Consider the following 19,615-nt stretch of genomic DNA (forward strand, 5'->3'; position numbering starts at 1 on the left):
GTTGTCCGTATAGATGGTGTGCCAATCCGGATAGCGGTGGTCACCGCCGGTGGCACCACCCGTCGACGAGCTGTCAATCTTACTGGGGGACTGCGTGATTGCCGATCAGCCGCCCCGGCAGGAGATATCGACGTATACAGTGTCGAACCGTGTCGGATCGATGCGTGAACCCGATGAATCGATGTTGGAATTGTTGAGGCCCTCAACTCCGGTTACCTTGCAGCCCGACAGCGGGTAGACGGCAGCTCCGTTCAGAATCACGTTGTACCCCTTGGCCTGCAGGGCGCTGATTGTGTCCTGCGCGTTGCCGAAGTTGGAGAAACCGGATGGGGCGGCGGCGACGCTGGGCGGCGCCACGGCGGCCAGCGTCAGAAAGCTCAGGCAGGCAGAAGTGATCGTCAATGTCCTCCACATATGAAGAGGTATTGCCCGAGGTTACGAAACGAGAATTGACGATATCCCGTGTGGCGTCGCGATGAGTTTTGCCTTCCGGTGCAGTCTGATCTGCATGGGCAGACTCATCTATGGCTTCAACGTGTCGGTGGACGGGTACATCGCCGACGCACAAGGCAGCATCGACTGGTCGGAACCGAGCGACGAACTGCACCAGTACTGGAACGACTTCGAGCGGGAGACCGCCTTGGCATTCTACGGGCGACGGCTCTACGAACTGATGTCCGCGTACTGGCCGACCGCCGACAAGGCCCCGGACGCCACCCCGCTGATCGTCGACTTCGCCCACGTCTGGCGCGATATGCCAAAGGTGGTGTTCTCGCGCACCCTGCAGTCCGTCGACTGGAACTCCCGCCTGGAACGCGGGGACCCGGTCGAAGTGGTGACGAAGCTGAAGGCCGAAACCGACGGCAGGTTGGAGGTGGCGGGCGCGACGCTGGCCGCACCGATCGTGCAGGCCGGGCTGGTGGACGAGTACCGGATCGTGGTGGCGCCCACCGCCGTCGGCGGCGGCATCCCGTTCTTCCCGACATTGCCGTCATGGATCTCGCTGCGACTGTTGGAGAACCGCACCTTTCCGGGCGGCACGGTGCTGCTGCGCTACGAAGCGAAACACGACTAAGCCCGCGCGAAGAGCTCCCGATCGACGAAGTGTAAGTCGTTGGGATCGAAGAACTTCTTGGTCCACGCGTCGGTCGTACCGAGGAACCATTCAGCCTTCTCTGCGGCTGCCTCTGGTGCCGCCGCCGCCATCGCGGCAGTGGGTGCTTTGGGCGCCTTCGACAGCGTGTCGAGGAAGTTGAAGTGGTCGACGAGCAGCAATGCCTCGATCGCGAACACTGTCGCTACCTCACCGTCGGCGATGGCCACGAGATTATCGCCGTTGACCTGCTCGCCTTTGAGAGCCAGGTTCGATGACCCGCAGTAGACGACGGGGTTCGGACCGTTGAAGCCGCACACCACGAACTTGTGATGGACCTGATGGCCAGCGCCGACTCCTGGTACCTGACTGAACGGCTTCGGAAGTTGCGTGCGTACCGGTTTGCCTGTGACCAGGACACCCTCTTTGCTACCTACCGGGTACAGCGAAATCCCTTGAGGCGAATCGGATATGCCGAAACTGAAGATCGACTGGTTGGTGTGGATGCTGTTGAGGGCTTCATAGACCGGGTTTGATGTCTTGTCGTCGAATTGCAGCTCCATGACCGCGAACAACACGCTCCCGACGTCGGGGTTCTGCCGACCTTCCTCGTCGATGCGGTCGACGAGGCCGTCGATGATTTGTTGTGCGACAGGCAGGCGATGTGGCGAGAACGTGATGGATGTCTGAGGTATTGATCGACCGGGACCACCGAACTCGAATGGGCGCTGCGCCCATTGAGAATCGGCAAACGCGATGCATACGTTGTCATTCCACGCCTCCTGGAATACCTCGGCGTAGGTGCCGGCCACATCGCGATCGTCGAAAACCATGACATGGTTGGAGTTGACGTACAGGCCTGTGACCGAGAAATTGGTGGATCCGGTAAGAACCTTCCTCGGGCCGGTGGCATCGGACAGGATGAACACCTTGTCGTGGGCGTAGCGGCTGAATTTGCCGCGCTTGATCGCGCCGGCGCCGGCCGCTGCGGCGAACCTCTGCTCGAACTGGTCCTCGCGCTTTGTGTTGTCCGCATTGTGATGCAGCGCCGCGTTGTCGAGGATGATCCGTGCGCGATTGTCGGCTCCCAGTTGAATGAGGAGCTTCATCACGTCGGGCTCGCCGAGGTCGTAGGCGAACACATCGAGGGTCAACGTGATGTCGTCGACGACTTCTTGCAGCAGATCGATGATGCACTTGCGTGCGGTGAAGCCAAGCCAGTCGTACTCCTGGGCGAATGTGAAGTGTTCGCCCTTGTCGTTGGTGCCCGCTTGTTGCGTGGTGTCGAAGAGTAGGTCGGCATTCTTCGGCTGAATTGGCGCCTTGATGCCAAAGTGACGAACGAAGGCCTGCGACTGCGTGAACCCGCGGGTGAACGCGACTTGGAGATTGCCGGCGACGAAAGGCTCGACGTCGACGTCGACGGACAAGCTGAGGGAGTTGTCCAGAGCCGTCATCTTCCGGTCGACGAAGTAGCGCGGAGTCACTGTGTATTGGTAGGTGCCGAACGCCGGGGACAAGCCCTGGTGCGCTTGTCCCGGGACGTGCACCCAGCGGAACTTGTGGATCGGTGCGTTGACGCTCGAGTTGGCGGGCTCGTTTCGATCCTGCGCGTGGTTGCCAGGTTTGGCGAAGCGCAACGTGTTCCAGACGTAGAACGGATCGCCTCCCGGTGGTGTCACAAGGATCGTGAAGCCCGCAAGATGTTCGCGTGCGGCATCGGTGACGTCGAAAGCCAGCAGTGTCTTGGCGTCACCGCGATAGGCGTTCACCGAAAGAGATCCGTTACTTGCGTGTACTACCGACATCGTGTCCCCCGACTTTGATTCGACACCGAATCAATCTCAGCTGTTGAAACGCCGGATGTCACGAGTAGTGGAGTACTCGAATCCCGTCAGCGTTTTATGGGTGCACGGTAGGCCGCGGCCAGTCCTCTTGGGGCAGTGATGGACTCCCAGGACGGATTCGGTCGAGAATGGTCCGAAGCGGTGGCCAATTGGATCGGCCGCGTCGCACGACAGCGTAGGCGGTGAGAATCAGGTTGGGGTCTGAGAGCCCGAGAATGGTAAGTCCATGGCGCAGTGGGCGGTTCACCGGTAAGAAGCCCACCCCTTGCCCGTCGAGGATCAACTCCTCGACCAGGTCCAGGCTGTCGATCTGATGGACGATGCGGGGGCTGAATCCCGTCAGCGCCGCAAGGGTGCGTACCGCGTCTTCATCGGCGGTGTTGCGTGAGTTGACAATCCAGGTGGCCTCGGCGTATTCGCTGAGGTCGGCGAGTTCGCTTGTTGCCGTGGCACTTTGCACACCCAAGCCCCATGGGGTGGACCACAGCGGCAGCGTTTCCAGCACAGGGTCGGGGGAGGCGGGCGCAAGGTTGTAGTCATAGGTAATCGCCAGATCGAGGTCGTCGTCGACGAGTAGTTCGAAGGCCTCGACGGGCTCGTACTCGTTGATCGCCACCTCGACAAGGGGATTGGTCGCCGCCATCTCGCGCACGATCGGCAACAACGAAACGCGAATCCCTGTCGCGAAACCGCCAACGCGTACGGTGCCCGCCGGTTCGGCGTCGGGATCGAGGTCCAGCCGGGCGTTGTCGACGGCCGCCAGGATCGTCACGGCGTGATCGGCCAATCGCTGCCCCGCCGGGGTGAGCCGCACGCGTCGTCCCTCCGGCTCGATCAACTGGGCACCGGTTTCTTTCGCAAGAGCGGCGATCTGTTGCGACACGCTGGACGTCGTGAGGTGGTGCGTCTCGGCGACCGCCCGCATCGAACCCAAGCGGGACAGCGACAACAACAGCTGCAGGCGACGGGTGTCCATCCCAGAGATTGTTCACGATTTGTGAACGGTATGTCCAAAAAAATTAAGTGGACGTGAACGGTCGCCGTCCCGTTCAATGCAGGAATGGCCGCGACTCAAGCCCGCACCGGCGCCATGATGGCGATGGGGTCGATGCTGTGCGTGCAGGTCGGCCTCGCGATCGCCGTGACGCTGATCGACCGCATCGGCGTCGAGGGTGCGGCGTGGCTGCGACTCGCGTGGGCCGGCGTGTTGATGCTCGTCATCGTCCGACCGCGGTTCGCGTCGTTCACCTGGGCCACCTTCCGCGTGTGCGTGCTGCTCGGCCTGGTGACCGCGGCCGTCACGCTGCTCTTCATGGCCGCGGTCGATCGCATCCCGCTCGGTACGGCCAGCGCGCTGGAATTTCTCGGCCCGCTCGGCGTCGCGGTGGCACATGGCAAAGGCAGCCACCGCTTCGTGTGGCCGGGGCTCGCCGCCGTCGGCGTCGTGCTGTTGACCGAACCGTGGGCCGGCACCGTCGACCCGATCGGTGTCGTGTTCGCACTCGGCGCGGCGGCCTGCTGGGCGGGCTACATCCTGCTCACCCAGCGCGCCGGCGATGAGGTCTCCGGTATCAACGCGCTTGCCGTCTCGATGCCCGTCGCCGGTCTGGTTGCGACCATCGTCGTCGGCCCTGCAGTGCTGCCCCGAATCACACCGGACATCCTTCTGATCGGCATCGGCCTGGCGATCCTGCTTCCGGTGGTGCCGTTCGCGTTGGAACTGATGGCGTTGAGGCGGCTGACCACCGCCGCGTTCGGCACATTGATGGCACTCGAACCCGCATTCGCGATGATCGTCGGACTCATCGTGTTGCACCAGATCCCCGGCCCGGCGGGCACCGTCGGCATCTGCTTCGTGGTAGCCGCAGGCATCGGTGCAGCGCGCACCGGTGCCCGCACGCAGCCGGTGCCCGCCGAGGTCGGCTGACATAGGCTGGGCCTCATGGCATCTGGAATCTTCGATTCGCCCATCGTCGGAATCGTCAACAAGCTGTTCGTCTCTTTGATCGACGCGCCCCTCGTTGGGCCAGTCGTGCGTCGCGGCCTGATCAACATCCGCTACGTCGGACGTCGTTCGGGCAAGACGATTCAAACGCCGGTCGGCTACCAGCGCTCCGGCGATCGCGGCATCGTCATCAACGTGATGTCGCCGGACAACAAGACGTGGTGGCGCAACTTCCTCGGTGAAGGCGCCCCGATCACGCTGCTCAAGCTCGACGGCCAAGACCGCACGGGCCACGCGATCGCCAGCCGGGACGAGAGAGGCCGCGTCAAGGTCGCGGTGACCCTCGACAGTTAGGCACTAGCCTCTGGGCATGACAAGGGTCCTGCTGATCGAGGACGCGGAAGCGATCAGGATCGCGGTGGAGTCCGGACTGGCCACCGACGGCCATGACGTCCTGACGCGTCCCGACGGCGCACACCTGGAACAGCATCTCGACGAGTTTCGGCCCGACGTCGTGATTCTCGACGTGATGCTGCCGGGCCGTGACGGTTTCGCCTTGCTGGAAACGGTTCGATCGCGAACCAGCGCAGGGGTCATCATGCTCACCGCGCGCGACGGTGTCGAAGACCGGCTGCGCGGATTGACAACGGGTGCCGACGATTACGTCATCAAGCCGTTTGTCCTCGCCGAGCTCGTCGCACGCGTCAATGCCCTGCTGCGACGGATGGGGCGCATTCCCGCAGCCCTCACCGTCGGTGATCTCGTGATCGACCCTGCCGCTGTCACGGTGCGACGCGGTCAGGTGTCCATCGGACTGACGGCGACCGAATTCAAGCTGCTGTGCTATTTCGCCGAGCACCGCGGATCGGTCCTCAGCAAGACACAAATCCTTTCGGCGGTATGGGGTTTCGACGCCTACGACCCGAATCTCGTCGAAGTCTTCATCAGCGCGCTGCGGCGCAAACTCGAGGCGCACGGTCCACGGCTGCTGCACACCGTCCGAGGCATGGGCTATGTGTTGCGGGACGGCGCCTCGTGACGGCGCGACGCGCTTCTGGTCTCGGCACGGTGTCGCTGCGCCGGCGGGTGACCGTCGCGGTCATCGCCGTGTTCGTCGTTGTTCTCGTTGCGCTGATCCTCGTCGTCAACGGGGCCTTCTCGATCATCGTCAACAGGTCCGTCACCGCTCTGCTGAAGGAACAGGCCCAATATGCGCGCGAACTCGCCGCCCACGACACGCCCCCGCAGGAGTTGATAGATCGGCTCGAGACACGTTCGGTCCGCGCGAGCTTGGTGCTGCCCGACGGTCGTGTCCTGGGTCAGCCGGCCCGCGCCCAGATTGAGCAGACGGCACGGAAGGTCACCATCGAACTGTCAGCTCCACGTGGCCCGCTGAACGGTTCGCAGCTGACTCTCGAAACCGACGGCCGGCTCCTCGCCGGGGCCCGCGCCCGCGTGATGGGTGTCCTGCTCATCGTCGCGGCAGCGGCACTTGTTGCCGTCGCTGTCATCGTGCCATTGGTGGCCAAGTTCGCACTGGCTCCGCTGGACGCCATGACGCGGTTGGCTCGCGGTGTCGCGGGCGGACAACGCGGTGAACGGCTATGGCCTGCCCCGGCAGATACCGAACTCGGCCGTACTGCAACGGCTTTCGACGACATGCTGGATGCGCTCGAAGGCGCCGAACGGCGTGCGTTGGCGGCAAGGGACAGCATGCACAGGTTTGTCTCCGACGCAGCACACGAATTGCGCACCCCGATCGCAGGGATCGGGGCGGCAGCGGAGGCTGTGCTGCAGCAACCCGTCGACACCGATCCCGAGACTCGGCAGAGGCTGTTGCTTGTCCTCGGCCGCGAATCCCGCCACGCCGGTCGTCTGATCGACGACCTGTTGGACATGGCTCGCATCGACAGCGGCCTGAGCCTGCACTACGACACCGCCGACATCCAGAAGATCGCCACCGAACAAGTCGAGCGAGCCCGATTGCTGCATCCGGAGCTGTCGTTGTTCTGCGACGGTCCACCGACCACGACGACCGTGGATGCGGCACGGATTGGCCAGGTCGTCGCGAATCTGCTGAACAACGCCTGCGCCGTCACTCCAGCCGGGGGAACAGTTCGGGTCGTGCTCTCTCGGCGGTCGGGCGGTGTGCGTGTCGCCGTGCATGATGGGGGACCAGGCGTACCCCTCGCCGACCGGGAGCGGATCTTCGACCGCCTGGTCCGACTCGACACCGCTCGGGATCGAACAAGCCGAGGCGCCGGCCTGGGGTTGAGCATCGCCCGTGGCATCGCACGGGCACACGGTGGCGATGTCACCTGTGAATCGCCGCCCCGAGGTAGTGGTGGCGCGGTGTTCGTCCTCTGGCTTCCTGACCGAACCTGAAGATCGACTGAGGATCTGCCGCATCGGCCCGCGACTTCAGGTCGTCTTCAGGTGCAGCGCCGATGGTCGACGCCATGGACCCGTACCAGGACGACAACCCGACAACTTCCTTTCCCGTCACGCCTCCGCCGCCACGAACCCTGGGCCGGGGCGCCCGATTCGCCGTCATGGGCACCGCAGCGACGTTGCTCGTCGCTGCGGGAGTGGGAATCGGCATGTCCGCCACGGCAAGTGGGGGAGATATGCATCAGATCGCCGGCGACGTCACACAAATGCAGTCGACGAAGGGCAACCACGACCACACCGCGATCGCCTCGATGGGTAAGTCCGATCCGGCGCATAAAGCGTGGGCGCAGCAATACGGTCAGGCATTCTCAACGCTGCCCAATCTGCCCGACGTCGCGTCGGCAAGCCCCGAGCAACAGGCAGCGGCGGCGGATCTGTTGTCGCGCAGCGAGTCTGCGACCGCAGCCTATTCGGACATCACGGCCGCTAAGGCGGCTGGTTTCGATCTCGACGCCGGCATCGCGCACGCTGAACAGATGCAGCCCCGGCTCGCGGCGCTCATCCAGGCGGTTGATGCGGGGCAGCAGCCGAAACGGATGCCGATGGTGCACGTCGCCAACAAGGCCAACCTCCACGATGGCAAGGTGCTCGATCCGTCCGCACCCGAGGTGCTGATGTACGAGTACCAGGGCCACAATGCGTGGAAGGTCGTCGGCGTGATGTTCACGGCAAACGAGGTCTATCCGCAGGCGCCGCCGGATCCCGGCGGCCCGATCATGCGTTGGCACTATCACGACAAGCTTCTCGGCCAGGCGTTGATGATGCACGTGTTCTTCGTCCCCGACAACGATCTGGCGCACGCGTTCGCGTTGCATATGGAGGGAATGTGACCGACGAATTCTTCTGGGCCCCTTTGCGGTCCTCGCTGCGGTGGCCGCTTGCCGGGCTATCGGTGATCAGCGCAGCCGCCCACCTACCTGTGTTGAGCGAACACTTGCACGAGGTGCCCTATATCGGGGTGGAATTCATCGTGCTGATCGTCGCGTGCCTACTCATCGCGATCGCGGCCCCGGCCTGGGACAGCACCGCGCTGTATGCCGTCGCCGCCATCACTTGTGGTTTGGCGGTGGCCACCTATATCGCGACCAGAGCGGTCAGATTTCCGGGCCTTGCCGACGACGTCGGCAACTGGTTTGAACCCCTTGGCGTGGTCGCGGTCCTCGCCGAGTCTGCCACAGTGCTGGTCGCAATATATGTTCTCGCGCAGCGTTATTCGAAGGTCGAGTAGCGACCCGCCGCCGCCGCAGGAAAAGTTCGACATCCACCGATACGACGTGTGAGGGTCAACCCTCGATTCGCTTGCGTCGGTAGAGCGTTCCGACGGCCAGCAGGAGCAGGCTGATGCCGAGGATCGCGGTTGCCAGCACGTTGATCTGCGGGGGCACCGCGGCCTTGACGGCGGCGTTGACGTACAGCGGGTAGGTCACCGTCGAGCCGCTGACGAAGTAGGTGATGATGAAGTCGTCGAGCGACAACGCGAACGACAGCATGCCTGCGGCCACAATGCCCGGAACGATCAGCGGCAGAGTCACTTTGAAGAAGGTGCGGCCGGGGCTCGCGCCGAGGTCCATGGATGCGTCCTCGAGTGTCCAGTCGAACCCGCGCATCCGCGCGCGCACCGTCATCGCGATGAAGCTGATCTCGAAGGCGATGTGCGAGATGACGATGGTGGTGTATCCGGCTTCCCAGCCGAAGTCGAGGAACAGGGTCAGCAGCGCCGCGCCCATCACGACCTCGGGAGCGGTGAGCGGGATCACCAAGAATGTGTCCACCGCGGTCTGGCCCCGGAAGCGTTGGCGCACAAGCGCGATGGCCACCAGTGAGCCGAGCACCAACGCGACCGCCGTCGAAACCGCCGCCACGTTCAACGACAGCTTCAACGCGTCGGTCAACGGCGGGTACTTGAACGGGTCAGCCCAGTTCTTGAGCGTGAAGCCCTGCCAGGAGTAGTTGAACTTGCCTTTCGGGTCGTTGAACGAGAACAGCACGATCACGAAGATCGGCAGGAACAGATAAAGCAGCACCAGGCCCGCGAGTATTCGCAACAGCAGGTCGCCCCATTTGGGGCTGCCTTTGACCTTTTTCGGCTCGGCGGTGCCGACCTCGGCCATTGCCTGGGTTGTCATACCAGGTCCTCGGTGCCGAGAGCCCGGGTGTAAAGCAGCACACCGACCAGGATGATCAACATCAGGACCATGCTGAGCGCGGCAGCGGCAGGGTAGTCCTTGACGACAAGGAACTGTTTCTGAATGACGTTGCCAATCATCGTGGTTTGGGTACTGCCGAGATAGTCGGCGTTGATGAAGTCGCCCGAGGCGGGAATGAACACCAACAGGCTGCCCGCCAGCACACCGGGCATGGCCAACGGCAGGATCACTTTCGTGAAACTGCGCCGGTTCGTCGAGTACAGGTCTTTGGACGCCTCGATCAGCCGCGGGTCGATCTTCTCCAAGCTGACATACAGCGGCAGGATCATGAAGATGATCCAGTTGTAGGTCAGGCCGCCGATGACCGCCCAACTGGTCGACAGCAGCCGTCCCTCACTGGGCAGCAACCCCACCGACCCGAGCGCCTGAACCACCCAACCGTCGTCGGCCAGAATGGTTTTCCACGCGATGGTGCGGATCAGGAAGGTCACGAAGAACGGCAGAATCACCAATCCGAGGATCAGGTTCTTGTAGCGGCCCGCCTTGAATGCGATCACGTACGCCAGCGGAAACGCCAACAGCAGACAGAGCAGAGTCGCGGTTGTCGCATACACGAACGACCGGATGATCTGATCCTGGTAGTGGCTGAACGCCTGCAGGTAGTTGCCGAAGTCCCAATTGAACTCCAGCGTCGGCAGATACACCGAGCCGCCCGAGGACGACAGCGAGGTGCGCGCCAGCGAATAGAACGGCACCACGAAGAAGATCCCGAGGTACACCAGCGCGGGCAGGATCATCAAGTACGGGGCGAGCTTGCTCCGCTGTCTATTGCTGGTTGCTGCACCTGCCATCGATCAGCCGCCGGTGACCGCGGCGTAGGCGTCGTTGTACTGCTTGGTCTGCTCGTCGGTGAGTGCGGGCCAGCCCTTCAGCTTGGCCAGCGTCTCCTTCGACGGGTTGATCAGCGGATTGGATGCCAGCTTCGGATCTATCTTGTTCAGCTCGTCGGTCATGTCAGACAGCACGGGCACGTACTGGGTGTGAGCGACGAGCTTGGCGTAGTTCGGCCGGTCGTAGACGTAGTTGATCCACGCCTCGGCAGCCTTCTGGTTCTGCGTGGTGTAGGGAATCACCATCGTGTCGACGAACGTGGTCCCGCCCGCCTCCGGAACGACGAAGTGAAGGTCGGGATTGTCGGCCTGCAGTTGGACCACATCGCCCGAATACGCTTGGGCGATAGCGACATTGCCGGACGCCAGGTCGTCGGCATAGTCGTTGCCGGTGAACCGGCGGATCTGGCCTTTCTCCTTCTGCTCCTTGACTACGTCGATTGCCTTCTGGACGGTCTCCATGCTCGAGTTCTCGATGGAGTTGCCCTGCGACATCATGATCATGCCGAGGCCGTCCTGGGCGTCGGAGAACAGGCTGACCCGACCCTTGAATGCGGGATCCCACAGGTCCTCGATCTTGGTGATGTCGCGTTTGGTGGCGGCCCTGTTGTAGGCCAGCCCGACCATGCCCGACATGTATGGCGCGCTGAACTTGCGGCCCGGATCCACGCTCGCCTCGAGAAGGTCTTGGCGAATGTTCTTCTTGTTCGGAATGTCACCGAGGTCGTTGAGCCAGCCGAGGCCATGCAGGCGCACGGCCATGAACGTCGTCGGCACCGCCAGATCGGCGCCGATGTCCTGCTTACGCGACAACGGTTCCTTCACCTTCGCGAACCACTGCTCGTTGTCGTTCAAGTCTTCCTTGTAGTCCACCGTGATGCCGGTGGCCTTCTGGAACTCGGCGACGAAGCCGTCGGCCATGTACAACGGCCAGTTGGAGATCCGCAGCGTGCCGCTTGCCGGACCCGATTGCGTCGACGTGGTGCCGGTGGCGGACTTGTTGTCCGAGCTACACGCGGCCAGGAACGATCCGCCGACGGCCAGCGCGGCAGCGGCCGCGGCACCGCCGCCGATGAAGCGCCGGCGCGAAGTCCGGTTGGCGACAAGGCGATTGAGGACCTGGGGATCAAACTCGTTGGGGGGCATGGCGACTGTGCCTTTCGATGAAGGGGGGAGGGGGACTGACTACAGCCAAGGCTTACGAGTCGTCGAGCATCTCCTCGAGATCCTCGGTGGTGGGGATGTCGGCCGCTGGAAGCACCAGCGACGCCTCGGGCGCCCAACTGACATGCACCTCATCGCCGGGCCGCAGCATCGGCAGATCCTGCTCGGCGCCGATGTGCGCGAGGATCGTCGACTCGTCGGGCGCCGTCAGCGACAGCCGCACCACCGGGCCCTGGAACGTCAAATCGCTCACCGTCGCACGCACAGTGGCGACATCACCGGTGGGCGCATCCATCGAGACCCGCACCCGCTCCGGCCGGACCATCAACGTCGCCTGACCACCCGGCTCGATCGTGGTGTCGCCCGGGCGTGCCTTCAGCGTTGTCCCGAGCACCTCGACTTCGACGAAGTCACGGTTGGTGCGGCCGGTTTGCTTACCGGCCCACAGGTTGGCCTGTCCGATGAAGCTGGCGACGAACACCGTCGACGGGCGGTCATAGATCTCGGTCGGCGTGCCGATCTGATCGACGTTGCCGGCGTTCATCACCGCGATCCGGTCGCTCATCGTCAGTGCTTCTTCTTGATCGTGGGTCACGTAGATGAACGTGATTCCGACCTCGCGCTGGATGCGTTTGAGCTCGAACTGCATCACCTGGCGCAACTTGAGGTCAAGGGCGCCCAGCGGTTCGTCGAGCAAAAGCGCGCTGGGGTAGTTCACCAACGCTCTGGCCAGCGCGACCCGCTGCTGCTGGCCACCGGAGAGCTGGGCGGGCTTGCGCTGGGCGAAGTCGGTCAGCCGCACGATCTCCAGCAGTTCGTCGACCCGCTTTTTGACTTCGGCTTTGTCCTTCTTCTGGCTGCGCGGGCCGTACGCGACGTTGTCCCACACCGTCATGTGGGGGAACAGCGCGTAGTGCTGAAACACCGTGTTGACGTTGCGCTTGTGCGGCGGCACCCGCGATACGTCGGCGCCTTCCAGCCGGATGGCACCCTCGGTGGGCGTCTCGAACCCGGCGATCATCCGCAGCGTGGTCGTCTTCCCGCAGCCCGAGGGGCCCAGCATCGAGAAGAACTCACCCGATGCGATGGAGAAGTCGGCTTCGGCCACCGCGACGTAATCGCCGAAGCGCTTGGTGACGTGGTCGATCTCGATGACTGGGCCGCCCTTGGGGCGGGTGGTCCCGTCAGATCCCGCCGCTTGCTCGACGGGTGTGGTGTGTATGCCGGTCAGGGCGAATCCTCCTCAAGACACAGCCGTGCAGCTGTGGGGTAAACCTTCGCGGATCGGGCGGTCCTGCGCAAGCGATTCCGCAACGAATTTACATTTTTACAATGGAATCCTTCGTCATCCACGCCTGAGACCGAGAAAATCCGCTGAATCGGGCGTCGTCCGCCACCGCCTGGCTACTGACAGGAGGCTGGACATGCGCTGGGACGATTGCCTCCAGTCTCCCAGCCCGCGCGGCCGCGATCAGTGGAAACCGACGACGCCGTTTACCCGGCCCGCGTCTTCGGGTAGTGCTGTGAGATGGCAAAGGTTGATGTCTCGGTCTCGTCGGCTGTCAGTCCGGAAAAGGCATGGGCCTTGGCGTCCGATCTGAGTCGCTTCGATGAATGGCTCACCATCTTCGCGGGCTGGCGCAGCGAGGTTCCTCCGCAGATCGAGGTAGGTACCTGCGTATCCTCGTGCATCAAAGTCAAGGGTTTCCGCAACACCGTGCACTGGCGCGTCACGCGGTACGACGAACCGAAGTTGATCGAGATTGTGGGCCGGGGCAGGCCCGGTATCCGCATCGCGCTGACGCTCTGCGTGCGCGACAACAAGCCGGGGTCGACATTCCAAGTCGTCGCCGATCTATCCGGCGGTCTGCTCAGCACGCCCGTCGGCCGACTTGTCGCTAAGGTGCTGGAATCCGATGTGCGCAAGTCCGTCGAGAATCTCGCGGCACTCGGTTAACCCCACTCGTGGTTCATGGCACGAGATTCGTAGCGCGCCTCAACTGATTCGATAGCTCTGCGCCGCGGACGCGTGAACGCGATCAACACCATCGCCAGGGTTGCGGTCGCCGCACCGCCGACGAAGATCGCGACGAAGCTGCTCTCCATCGGCACGCCGTGAGAGGTCCGGCCGAGCAGCACCGCGACCATCGCCGCGGCCAGTGAGCTGCCGACGGTCCTGGCGATCGCGTTCATGCTCGTGGCGACGCCCGTCTCCCCGGCGTCAACCTCCGCGACGACGAGCGCGGGCAGCGCGCCGTATCCGAGCGCGAAGTAAACGTTGGCCAGAATGCTGGCCACGATGATCTGCCACGGCGCATGGTGAGCCAGCGCGATGAACAGGAAGCCCGCGATGCCCGCCACCGCCGCGGTCATCAGCACTGGCCGGGCCCCGTACCGGTCGATGAAGCGGCCGCTGACCAAGGCCACCAGAAAGCCGGTGACCGCGCCCGGCAGCAGATAGACGACACTGGCCTCGAGCACGGTGGCACCAAAGCCGTATCCCGCTGCGGCATGGGGGATTTGGACGAATTGCGTCAGCCCCAGGAACGCGAAGTACAGCCCCATGCCGACGAAAACGGTCGCGAGGTTGGTGAGCATGATCGCTCGCCGGGTCATCATCTCGGTCGACACCAGCGGTTGCGTGGCGCGTCGCTCCCAGAACCACCAGGCGCCGAGCACGACGACGCCGCACACCGCGCACGCCAGCGTGGCCGGCGACGTCCAGCCCCACGAGTGCCCCTGGGTGATCGCCAGCAGCACGACCGACAGACCCAGTGCCAGCCCGGTAGCGCCGAGCCAGTCGATGGTTCCTGTCGAAGTGCGCTCCCGCGCGGGCACGACCAGCACGGCGATCGCAATGACGATGACGGTGAACGCCGTCGTCAGCCAGAACACGCGGTGATATCCGGCGTGCCCGCTCATCAGCAGGCCGACGACCACGAGGCCCGTGCCGCCGCCGAAGCCCAGCGTCCCGGAGAGCACCGACATCGCCGAGCCCATCCGCTCCTCGGGCAGCTCCTCACGAAGGATCGCGATGCTGATGGGGTAGAGACCGTACGACGCGGCCTGCAATACCCGGGCGACGATCAGCAGCGCTAGCGACGTCGTGGTCGCCGCCAGCACCGAGCCCGCAAGCACGATCACGAGCACGGTCAGCAGCACGCGTTTCTTGCTGTGGAGGTCAGCGAGCCGGCCGATCAGCGGGGTGGCCGCTGCCGCGGCGAGAAGGTTCGCGGTGACGGCCCAGCTGACCGCAACGGTCGACGCGTTCAGTTGATGGGCGATGATGCCGAGCACCGGAACGACCGCGGTCTGCAGGACCGCGACGGTGAGAACGACGACGCTGAGCCCCGCCACCAGTAGCGTGGGCCGCCCGAGCCGGTGATCGAAGGCGGTGCGTTTCGCGTCGGTCTCGACCACGCCCGGCTCCGATCGTTAGCAGTTCTTCCGATTATGGACCGAGGGCCAAGAGCGCTTTCAGCCGAGCATGGGGAAGGGCCGGCGAGCGGTGTCCGTCGCGGCCCACCATGTCCTGGTTGACCACCAACGCGTTGAGCACCGCTTCCTCGACGGCCTGCACCACCGCGGTGTAGAGGTCGTCCATCCGGCCCCACGGTACGAACCTCAGCGTGCCGAACTCGTCCTGGCCGGGGGAGCCGGCGGGCCCGACCGGGAACGCACTGGCCAGGCCGGGCACCTCCGCAGTGGAGAACGCCAGGAAGATGTCACCGGAGAAGTGGCTGCCCGCTGTCCCGGTGCGGGCAAGGCCCAGCGGAACGCGCCGCGCCAGGGCCTTGCACTGGCCGGGCAGTAGCGGGGCGTCGGTGGCAACGATTGCGATGACGGACCCTGCACCGGGTGGTGGCTTCAAGCCGAGGTCGACCTCGAACCAGTCGTCAGTCAGGGGATTGTCGTCGAGCAAGTCGCGACCCAAATGCCTTCCGGCAACGGTCAATTCGAACCGGGAGCCGAAGTTTGCCTGCACAAATGCTCCGACCGTGAACGTTCGCCGCCCGTAGGTGACCTGTCGCGACGCGGTGCCGTTGCCGCCCTTGAACTCATAGCAGTTCATCCCGGTGCCGCCACCGACCGATCCCTCGGCCACCGCGCCTGCGGTCGCTGTGTCGAGTGCCGCCTGGACGTGTTCGGGGCGGACGTGGCCGCCGTTGATGTCGTTGAGGTAGCCGTCCCACGTCTCCGCGCAGACGGGTAGTAGCCATTGCTTGGCGAGCCGCGGGTTGACGCGGTTGACCCAGCTGATGACGCCGGTATGGCAGGCGCCGACGGCATGCGTATTCGACAGCACCACAGGCAGATTGAACGATCCGGCCTCGTCAATCCACGTCGTGCCGGTCATCTCGCCGTTGCCGTTGAGCGAATACCAGCCCGCCGCACAGGGCTGCCCGACACCGTCGCGGCCGCGGGGGAGGATCGCGGTGACTCCGGTGCGCACCGACGATTCCTCGATCAACGTCGTCACGCCGACCTCGATGCCGGGGACGTCGGTGATCGCGTTGAGCGGTCCTGGCCGGCCTTGCAGGTCGATGCCGAGCCCGCGAGCCCGCGGCCGGCCGTCGGTGGTGTGGGTTTGGGGCGTGGTCATGCGGCCGTCGCGGTGAAATGTGCGATCGCACCGGAAAGATCCATACGGTCGACGTTCAAGCCGGCGTCGGTGAGCCAACCGCGCAGTTCATCGACCGTGCCGCCGGCGCCAAAGACCCCGAGCCGTCGCCCGATCTTGAGCGCTACGTCCTGACGCCACCCGGCGCCGCGTACGAGTGAGTCGCCGACCAGCCGACCCCCCGGCTTCAGGCAGCGGGCGATTTCGTGAACTGCGGCGGCCGGGTCGGGAAGGCAGTGCAAACCGTTGAACGACACGCAGAGGTCGAACTCGTTGTCGTCGAACGGCATTCGCTCGATATCGGCTTCCACGAACTCGACGTCGTCATGCCCGAAGCCGGCGGCGCGGGCGCGAGCCCGCGCGAGCATCTCGGGGGAGATGTCGGCGGCGACGTAGCGCACGCCCTGGTCTGGTCGCAGCCCGCGCAACGCGACCCCGCCACCACACGGGACGTCGAGAACCGCGGCACCGTCGGCCAGCTCGCCGATCGTGTGGAAGCTGTCGTAGAGCATCCGGGTGTCGGTGCCCCACAGCACCACTCCGCCCGGCCTGGCAAGCCATTCGCGTTCGACGGCGAAGTCGTAGGCGCCGCCGCCCCAGCCAGCCACGCCGCCACCCCATATCGATCGCTGCTCCGGCATGCAGGCGACAGTAGTGCGTCAGCGCGACGGGGGTCGTGATCGAATGGACGGATGAGTTCCAGTGCTTTGACCGAGCCGACGTTCGCCGGCCACCGACCATCTGCGGCTGGGGACCTGTCCGTCGAGACGCACGGCATCGCGCCCATCCCGGCAGACCAGCGCTACGGGTCGCCCGCCCGGCTGTTCACGGTATGGTTCGCGCCGCAGGTCAACATGACCGGCGTGTTCACCGGCGCGCTGGCGATCGTGCTGGGGCTCGGCTTCTGGCTCGGTCTGCTCGCGATGGTGATCGGGACCGTTCTCGGTTCACTCGTCGTCGGATACCTGTCGACGTGGGGCCCACGCACGGGCACCGGTCAGCTGCCGAACTCACGGATGGCATTCGGCGGCGGGGTGGTGTTGCCCGCCGTACTGCAATGGCTGGGCACCATCGCGTGGGACGCACTCGTCGGCCTGTTCGGCGGTCAGGCGCTGTCGCTGCTGCTCGGAATCCCGTTCTGGCTCGCGGTGCTGATCGTGCTCGGCGTGCAGGCCGTTGCGGGGTTCTTCGGCTACGAGGTCATCCACCGGATGCAGGCGGTGCTGACCGTCGTGCTGTTCACCACGTTCGTCGTGTTTGCAGTGAAACTCATTGCCGGGCAGCAGATCGTCACACCCGCCAGTGTCACAGGCGCAGACCTCGCGGGTGCGTTCGTTTTCGAGGTGACCATCGCCTTCAGCCTGGCCGTGTCGTGGGCCAGCTACGCCGCCGACTTCAGCCGCTACCTGCCTGCCGACTCGTCGCGCGCGAGGGTGTTCGGGTTCACCTTCGCCGGAATCGTGTTGGCCTACACCTTCATTCAGGGCATCGGCGTCGCCGCGGGCAACGTCGTTTCCGAGCAGACGGCCGAGGGTGTCCGAACGGTGATGGGAGGCGGCCTGCTTGGCGGGCTGGCGTTGCTGATCATCGCGCTGGCGTCGATCGGTTCGGGCGTGATGAACGACTACAGCGGCTCGCTGGCGCTTCAGACGATCGGTGTGCGGGTGCGGCGACCAGTATCAGCGGTGATCGTCGCGGCCCTGGCCTATCCGCTCATTCTCTGGCTGAACGCCGCCGACACGGCCACCCGCTTTCAGAACGTGCTGTTGTTGGTCAGCTATTGGATTCCGGGGTTCGTCGCCGTGGTGGTGATCGACTGGCTGCTTCGGGTACGCGGACGAGCCATCGTCGACCCCGCTTCCGAACCGACCGACCGCCGCGATGCGGTGGCCGCGGTGATCGCGTTCGTGCTCGCCTACGCCGTGGCGATTCCGTTCATGAACACGGCACCCCTGTTCGAGGGGCCGATCGCCAAGGCGTGGCACGGCGCCGACATCGCGTACTTCGTCAATCTGTCGGTGGCTGCGCTGCTGTACGGCTGCTATCGATTGGTTCGTTCGCGGTCTCGCTTGTCGAGGTGATGAAGTCGTCGAGCAGGTCGACCACTTCGGCGGGCCGCTCGACTTGGGGAAAGTGGCCGACGCCCTCGAGGACCTCGAGTCGGCTTTCCGGCCGCACCTCCTGGGCCGCGTAAGCATGAGAGACCGGGATGATCTGGTCTTTGTCACCCCAGATCGCCATGATGGGCAACTCGGACGCCACGTGTAGCCGGTTGAGCGCGCTCACGGCCTGACCGCGATAATCGACCACCGACCGCAGCGTTCGCAGGAACGCTTGCCGCGTCTGTGAGTCCGCGAAAGATGAGTAGGCGCTCCATATTTCGGCGCCGCGCGGGGACTGGACACCGACCGAACTGAACCAGGAGCGCAGCTTGTTGCCGGCCTTCAACACAGGCGGCGGCGCGATGATCGGCATGATCAGTTCGGCGCCTGGGGCCGACAACAGCCGAAGCGTCCATCCGACGTCGGGGCCGAGACCGCCGCTGCTGATGAGCACCAGCCGTTGGCAGTAGTCCGGATGCTGATACACGAACTGCATGGCCACGCCGCCGCCGAGCGACTGGCCGACGATCGTCGCGCGCGTGACACCCAGTTCGTCGAGCAGATCCCGCAGCCACACCGCGAACGCGCCAAGCGAGTAGTCCCCGCGCGGCTTGTCCGATCGGCCGTGACCGAGCAGGTCGGGCGCCACGACGCGGTACTTCTTGGCCAACTGCGGGATCATCGCCCGCCAGGTGTCCGAACTTCCCGCCATCCCGTGGATCAACAGGATGGTCTCGCCGGTGCCCGCATCCCGGTATGCGATGCGGTCGCCGTGCAGTTCCAGGTACTTGAGTTCAGCGGTCACCGATTCCCCCCTCTGCCGTTGTCCGGCTCATGTTAGTTCCGGCCTTGAAGCGTGACAGATAGAGCCAGGTCGGCTGATAGCCGCGTCGCTCGTAGAGTCGGATGGCATCGGTGTTGCCGGGCAGTGCACCCAGGATGATGTCCTCGACGCCGATCGCCTGCAGGTGCTGCTCGAGCCGCTCCAGGAACGCCGAACCCAACCCGCTGCCGCGGTATTGCGGTAGCACACTGAGGGATTCGATCTCACCGATCCGTGTGCCGGTGACCCAGGTGTCCGCGATCCAGCTATCGTCCACCGTCATCACGTGGGCGAGGCCGTAGCCGACGACCGTATCGCCGTCCAACGCGAGCAGCAGCAGGGTGTCGGGCTTGGCGAGCAACTCCTCATACAACGCGCGCCTGACGCGCCAGGTCTCGTCGTCGCTGACATACGGCCCCAAGTGCGGCATGACCTGCGCGTGTTGATGATGAACCGCCACCCACAGCGGTCCCACGAGGTCCAAATCCGCGGCGCTTCCGGTGCGCACCTGCCATTCGGTCACGACGCCACG

At 64.5% G+C, this 19,615-nt stretch carries 21 protein-coding genes; 9 read left to right on the forward strand and 12 right to left on the reverse strand.

The window, feature by feature from the left end; genetic code table 11:
* Positions 1-105: 105 nt before the first annotated feature.
* Positions 106-414: a hypothetical protein gene (locus J3E61_RS30105; RefSeq protein ID WP_192722931.1), complete on the reverse strand. Its 309-nt coding sequence runs from the start codon at positions 412-414 to the stop codon at positions 106-108.
* Between the two features lie 94 nt (positions 415-508).
* On the opposite strand from J3E61_RS30105, the gene J3E61_RS30110 reads away from it, so the two are divergent.
* Positions 509-1,075, forward strand: a complete 567-nt coding sequence (locus J3E61_RS30110) for a dihydrofolate reductase family protein (RefSeq protein WP_192722930.1) — start codon at positions 509-511, stop codon at positions 1,073-1,075.
* Here the strand turns inward: J3E61_RS30110 and J3E61_RS30115 are convergent.
* Together J3E61_RS30115 and J3E61_RS30120 are read right to left on the reverse strand one after the other, a co-directional pair.
* On the reverse strand, positions 1,072-2,865 hold the full coding sequence (locus tag J3E61_RS30115; RefSeq protein ID WP_210086355.1) for a hypothetical protein: 1,794 nt from the start codon (positions 2,863-2,865) through the stop codon (positions 1,072-1,074). The two genes, J3E61_RS30110 and J3E61_RS30115, sit on opposite strands and share 4 nt — an antisense overlap.
* A 130-nt stretch (positions 2,866-2,995) precedes the next feature.
* Entirely contained in the window at positions 2,996-3,916 is a 921-nt protein-coding gene (locus J3E61_RS30120; RefSeq protein WP_210086356.1) for a LysR family transcriptional regulator, read from the reverse strand.
* An 84-nt stretch (positions 3,917-4,000) separates the two neighbouring features.
* Between J3E61_RS30120 and J3E61_RS30125 the strand changes: the two genes are divergently transcribed.
* From J3E61_RS30125 to J3E61_RS30150, 6 genes are all read left to right on the forward strand, one after another.
* Positions 4,001-4,867 (forward strand): EamA family transporter, encoded by an 867-nt coding sequence (locus J3E61_RS30125; RefSeq protein WP_210086357.1) that lies wholly within the window; start codon positions 4,001-4,003, stop codon positions 4,865-4,867.
* 15 nt (positions 4,868-4,882) lie between these two features.
* Positions 4,883-5,239, forward strand: coding sequence for a nitroreductase family deazaflavin-dependent oxidoreductase (locus J3E61_RS30130; protein ID WP_210086358.1), 357 nt, complete (start codon positions 4,883-4,885; stop codon positions 5,237-5,239).
* A gap of 16 nt (positions 5,240-5,255) precedes the next feature.
* On the forward strand, positions 5,256-5,924 hold the full coding sequence (locus tag J3E61_RS30135; RefSeq protein ID WP_192722925.1) for a winged helix-turn-helix domain-containing protein: 669 nt from the start codon (positions 5,256-5,258) through the stop codon (positions 5,922-5,924).
* On the forward strand, positions 5,921-7,270 hold the full coding sequence (locus J3E61_RS30140; RefSeq protein ID WP_210086359.1) for a HAMP domain-containing histidine kinase: 1,350 nt from the start codon (positions 5,921-5,923) through the stop codon (positions 7,268-7,270). Before J3E61_RS30135 ends, J3E61_RS30140 begins: the two co-directional genes overlap by 4 nt.
* Before the next feature lie 62 nt (positions 7,271-7,332).
* Complete coding sequence (locus tag J3E61_RS30145; RefSeq protein ID WP_210086360.1) at positions 7,333-8,166, forward strand: hypothetical protein; 834 nt, start codon at positions 7,333-7,335, stop codon at positions 8,164-8,166.
* Positions 8,163-8,564 (forward strand): hypothetical protein, encoded by a 402-nt coding sequence (locus tag J3E61_RS30150; RefSeq protein WP_210086361.1) that lies wholly within the window; start codon positions 8,163-8,165, stop codon positions 8,562-8,564. Before J3E61_RS30145 ends, J3E61_RS30150 begins: the two co-directional genes overlap by 4 nt.
* A gap of 55 nt (positions 8,565-8,619) precedes the next feature.
* On the opposite strand, the gene J3E61_RS30155 is transcribed toward J3E61_RS30150, so the two are convergent.
* The 4 genes from J3E61_RS30155 to J3E61_RS30170 are packed head-to-tail and all read right to left on the reverse strand — an operon-like array spanning position 8,620 to position 12,690.
* Positions 8,620-9,462, reverse strand: coding sequence for an ABC transporter permease subunit (locus J3E61_RS30155; RefSeq protein WP_192722921.1), 843 nt, complete (start codon positions 9,460-9,462; stop codon positions 8,620-8,622).
* Positions 9,459-10,334: an ABC transporter permease subunit gene (locus tag J3E61_RS30160; protein ID WP_192722920.1), complete on the reverse strand. Its 876-nt coding sequence runs from the start codon at positions 10,332-10,334 to the stop codon at positions 9,459-9,461. Before J3E61_RS30160 ends, J3E61_RS30155 begins: the two co-directional genes overlap by 4 nt.
* Before the next feature lie 3 nt (positions 10,335-10,337).
* Entirely contained in the window at positions 10,338-11,519 is a 1,182-nt protein-coding gene (locus J3E61_RS30165) for a spermidine/putrescine ABC transporter substrate-binding protein (RefSeq protein ID WP_210086362.1), read from the reverse strand.
* 52 nt (positions 11,520-11,571) lie between these two features.
* A complete protein-coding gene (locus tag J3E61_RS30170; protein WP_210086756.1) occupies positions 11,572-12,690 on the reverse strand; it encodes an ABC transporter ATP-binding protein in 1,119 nt (372 codons plus the stop codon).
* A 375-nt stretch (positions 12,691-13,065) separates the two neighbouring features.
* Between J3E61_RS30170 and J3E61_RS30175 the strand changes: the two genes are divergently transcribed.
* The gene (locus J3E61_RS30175; RefSeq protein WP_192722918.1) at positions 13,066-13,494 is read left to right on the forward strand and encodes an SRPBCC family protein; all 429 of its coding nucleotides are present in this window, start codon (positions 13,066-13,068) and stop codon (positions 13,492-13,494) included.
* Here the strand turns inward: J3E61_RS30175 and J3E61_RS30180 are convergent.
* Genes J3E61_RS30180 through J3E61_RS30190 form a run of 3 tightly spaced genes read right to left on the reverse strand, consistent with a single transcriptional unit; the run spans position 13,491 to position 16,799 of the window.
* The gene (locus J3E61_RS30180; RefSeq protein ID WP_210086363.1) at positions 13,491-14,957 is read right to left on the reverse strand and encodes an MFS transporter; all 1,467 of its coding nucleotides are present in this window, start codon (positions 14,955-14,957) and stop codon (positions 13,491-13,493) included. The two genes, J3E61_RS30175 and J3E61_RS30180, sit on opposite strands and share 4 nt — an antisense overlap.
* A 31-nt stretch (positions 14,958-14,988) precedes the next feature.
* Positions 14,989-16,140, reverse strand: coding sequence for a P1 family peptidase (locus J3E61_RS30185; protein WP_210086364.1), 1,152 nt, complete (start codon positions 16,138-16,140; stop codon positions 14,989-14,991).
* The gene (locus J3E61_RS30190; protein WP_210086365.1) at positions 16,137-16,799 is read right to left on the reverse strand and encodes a class I SAM-dependent methyltransferase; all 663 of its coding nucleotides are present in this window, start codon (positions 16,797-16,799) and stop codon (positions 16,137-16,139) included. The genes J3E61_RS30185 and J3E61_RS30190 overlap by 4 nt, the downstream gene beginning before the upstream one ends.
* Positions 16,800-16,850: 51 nt before the next feature.
* Between J3E61_RS30190 and J3E61_RS30195 the strand changes: the two genes are divergently transcribed.
* Complete coding sequence (locus J3E61_RS30195; protein ID WP_210086366.1) at positions 16,851-18,239, forward strand: cytosine permease; 1,389 nt, start codon at positions 16,851-16,853, stop codon at positions 18,237-18,239.
* Here J3E61_RS30195 and J3E61_RS30200 read toward each other — a convergent pair.
* Positions 18,166-19,065 (reverse strand): alpha/beta fold hydrolase, encoded by a 900-nt coding sequence (locus J3E61_RS30200; RefSeq protein WP_210086367.1) that lies wholly within the window; start codon positions 19,063-19,065, stop codon positions 18,166-18,168. The two genes, J3E61_RS30195 and J3E61_RS30200, sit on opposite strands and share 74 nt — an antisense overlap.
* Complete coding sequence (locus tag J3E61_RS30205; protein ID WP_210086368.1) at positions 19,055-19,606, reverse strand: GNAT family N-acetyltransferase; 552 nt, start codon at positions 19,604-19,606, stop codon at positions 19,055-19,057. The genes J3E61_RS30200 and J3E61_RS30205 overlap by 11 nt, the downstream gene beginning before the upstream one ends.
* Positions 19,607-19,615: the final 9 nt, after the last annotated feature.

Origin of the sequence: Mycobacterium sp. OAE908, from assembly GCF_017872775.1 — a bacterium.
Taxonomy (GTDB): domain Bacteria; phylum Actinomycetota; class Actinomycetes; order Mycobacteriales; family Mycobacteriaceae; genus Mycobacterium.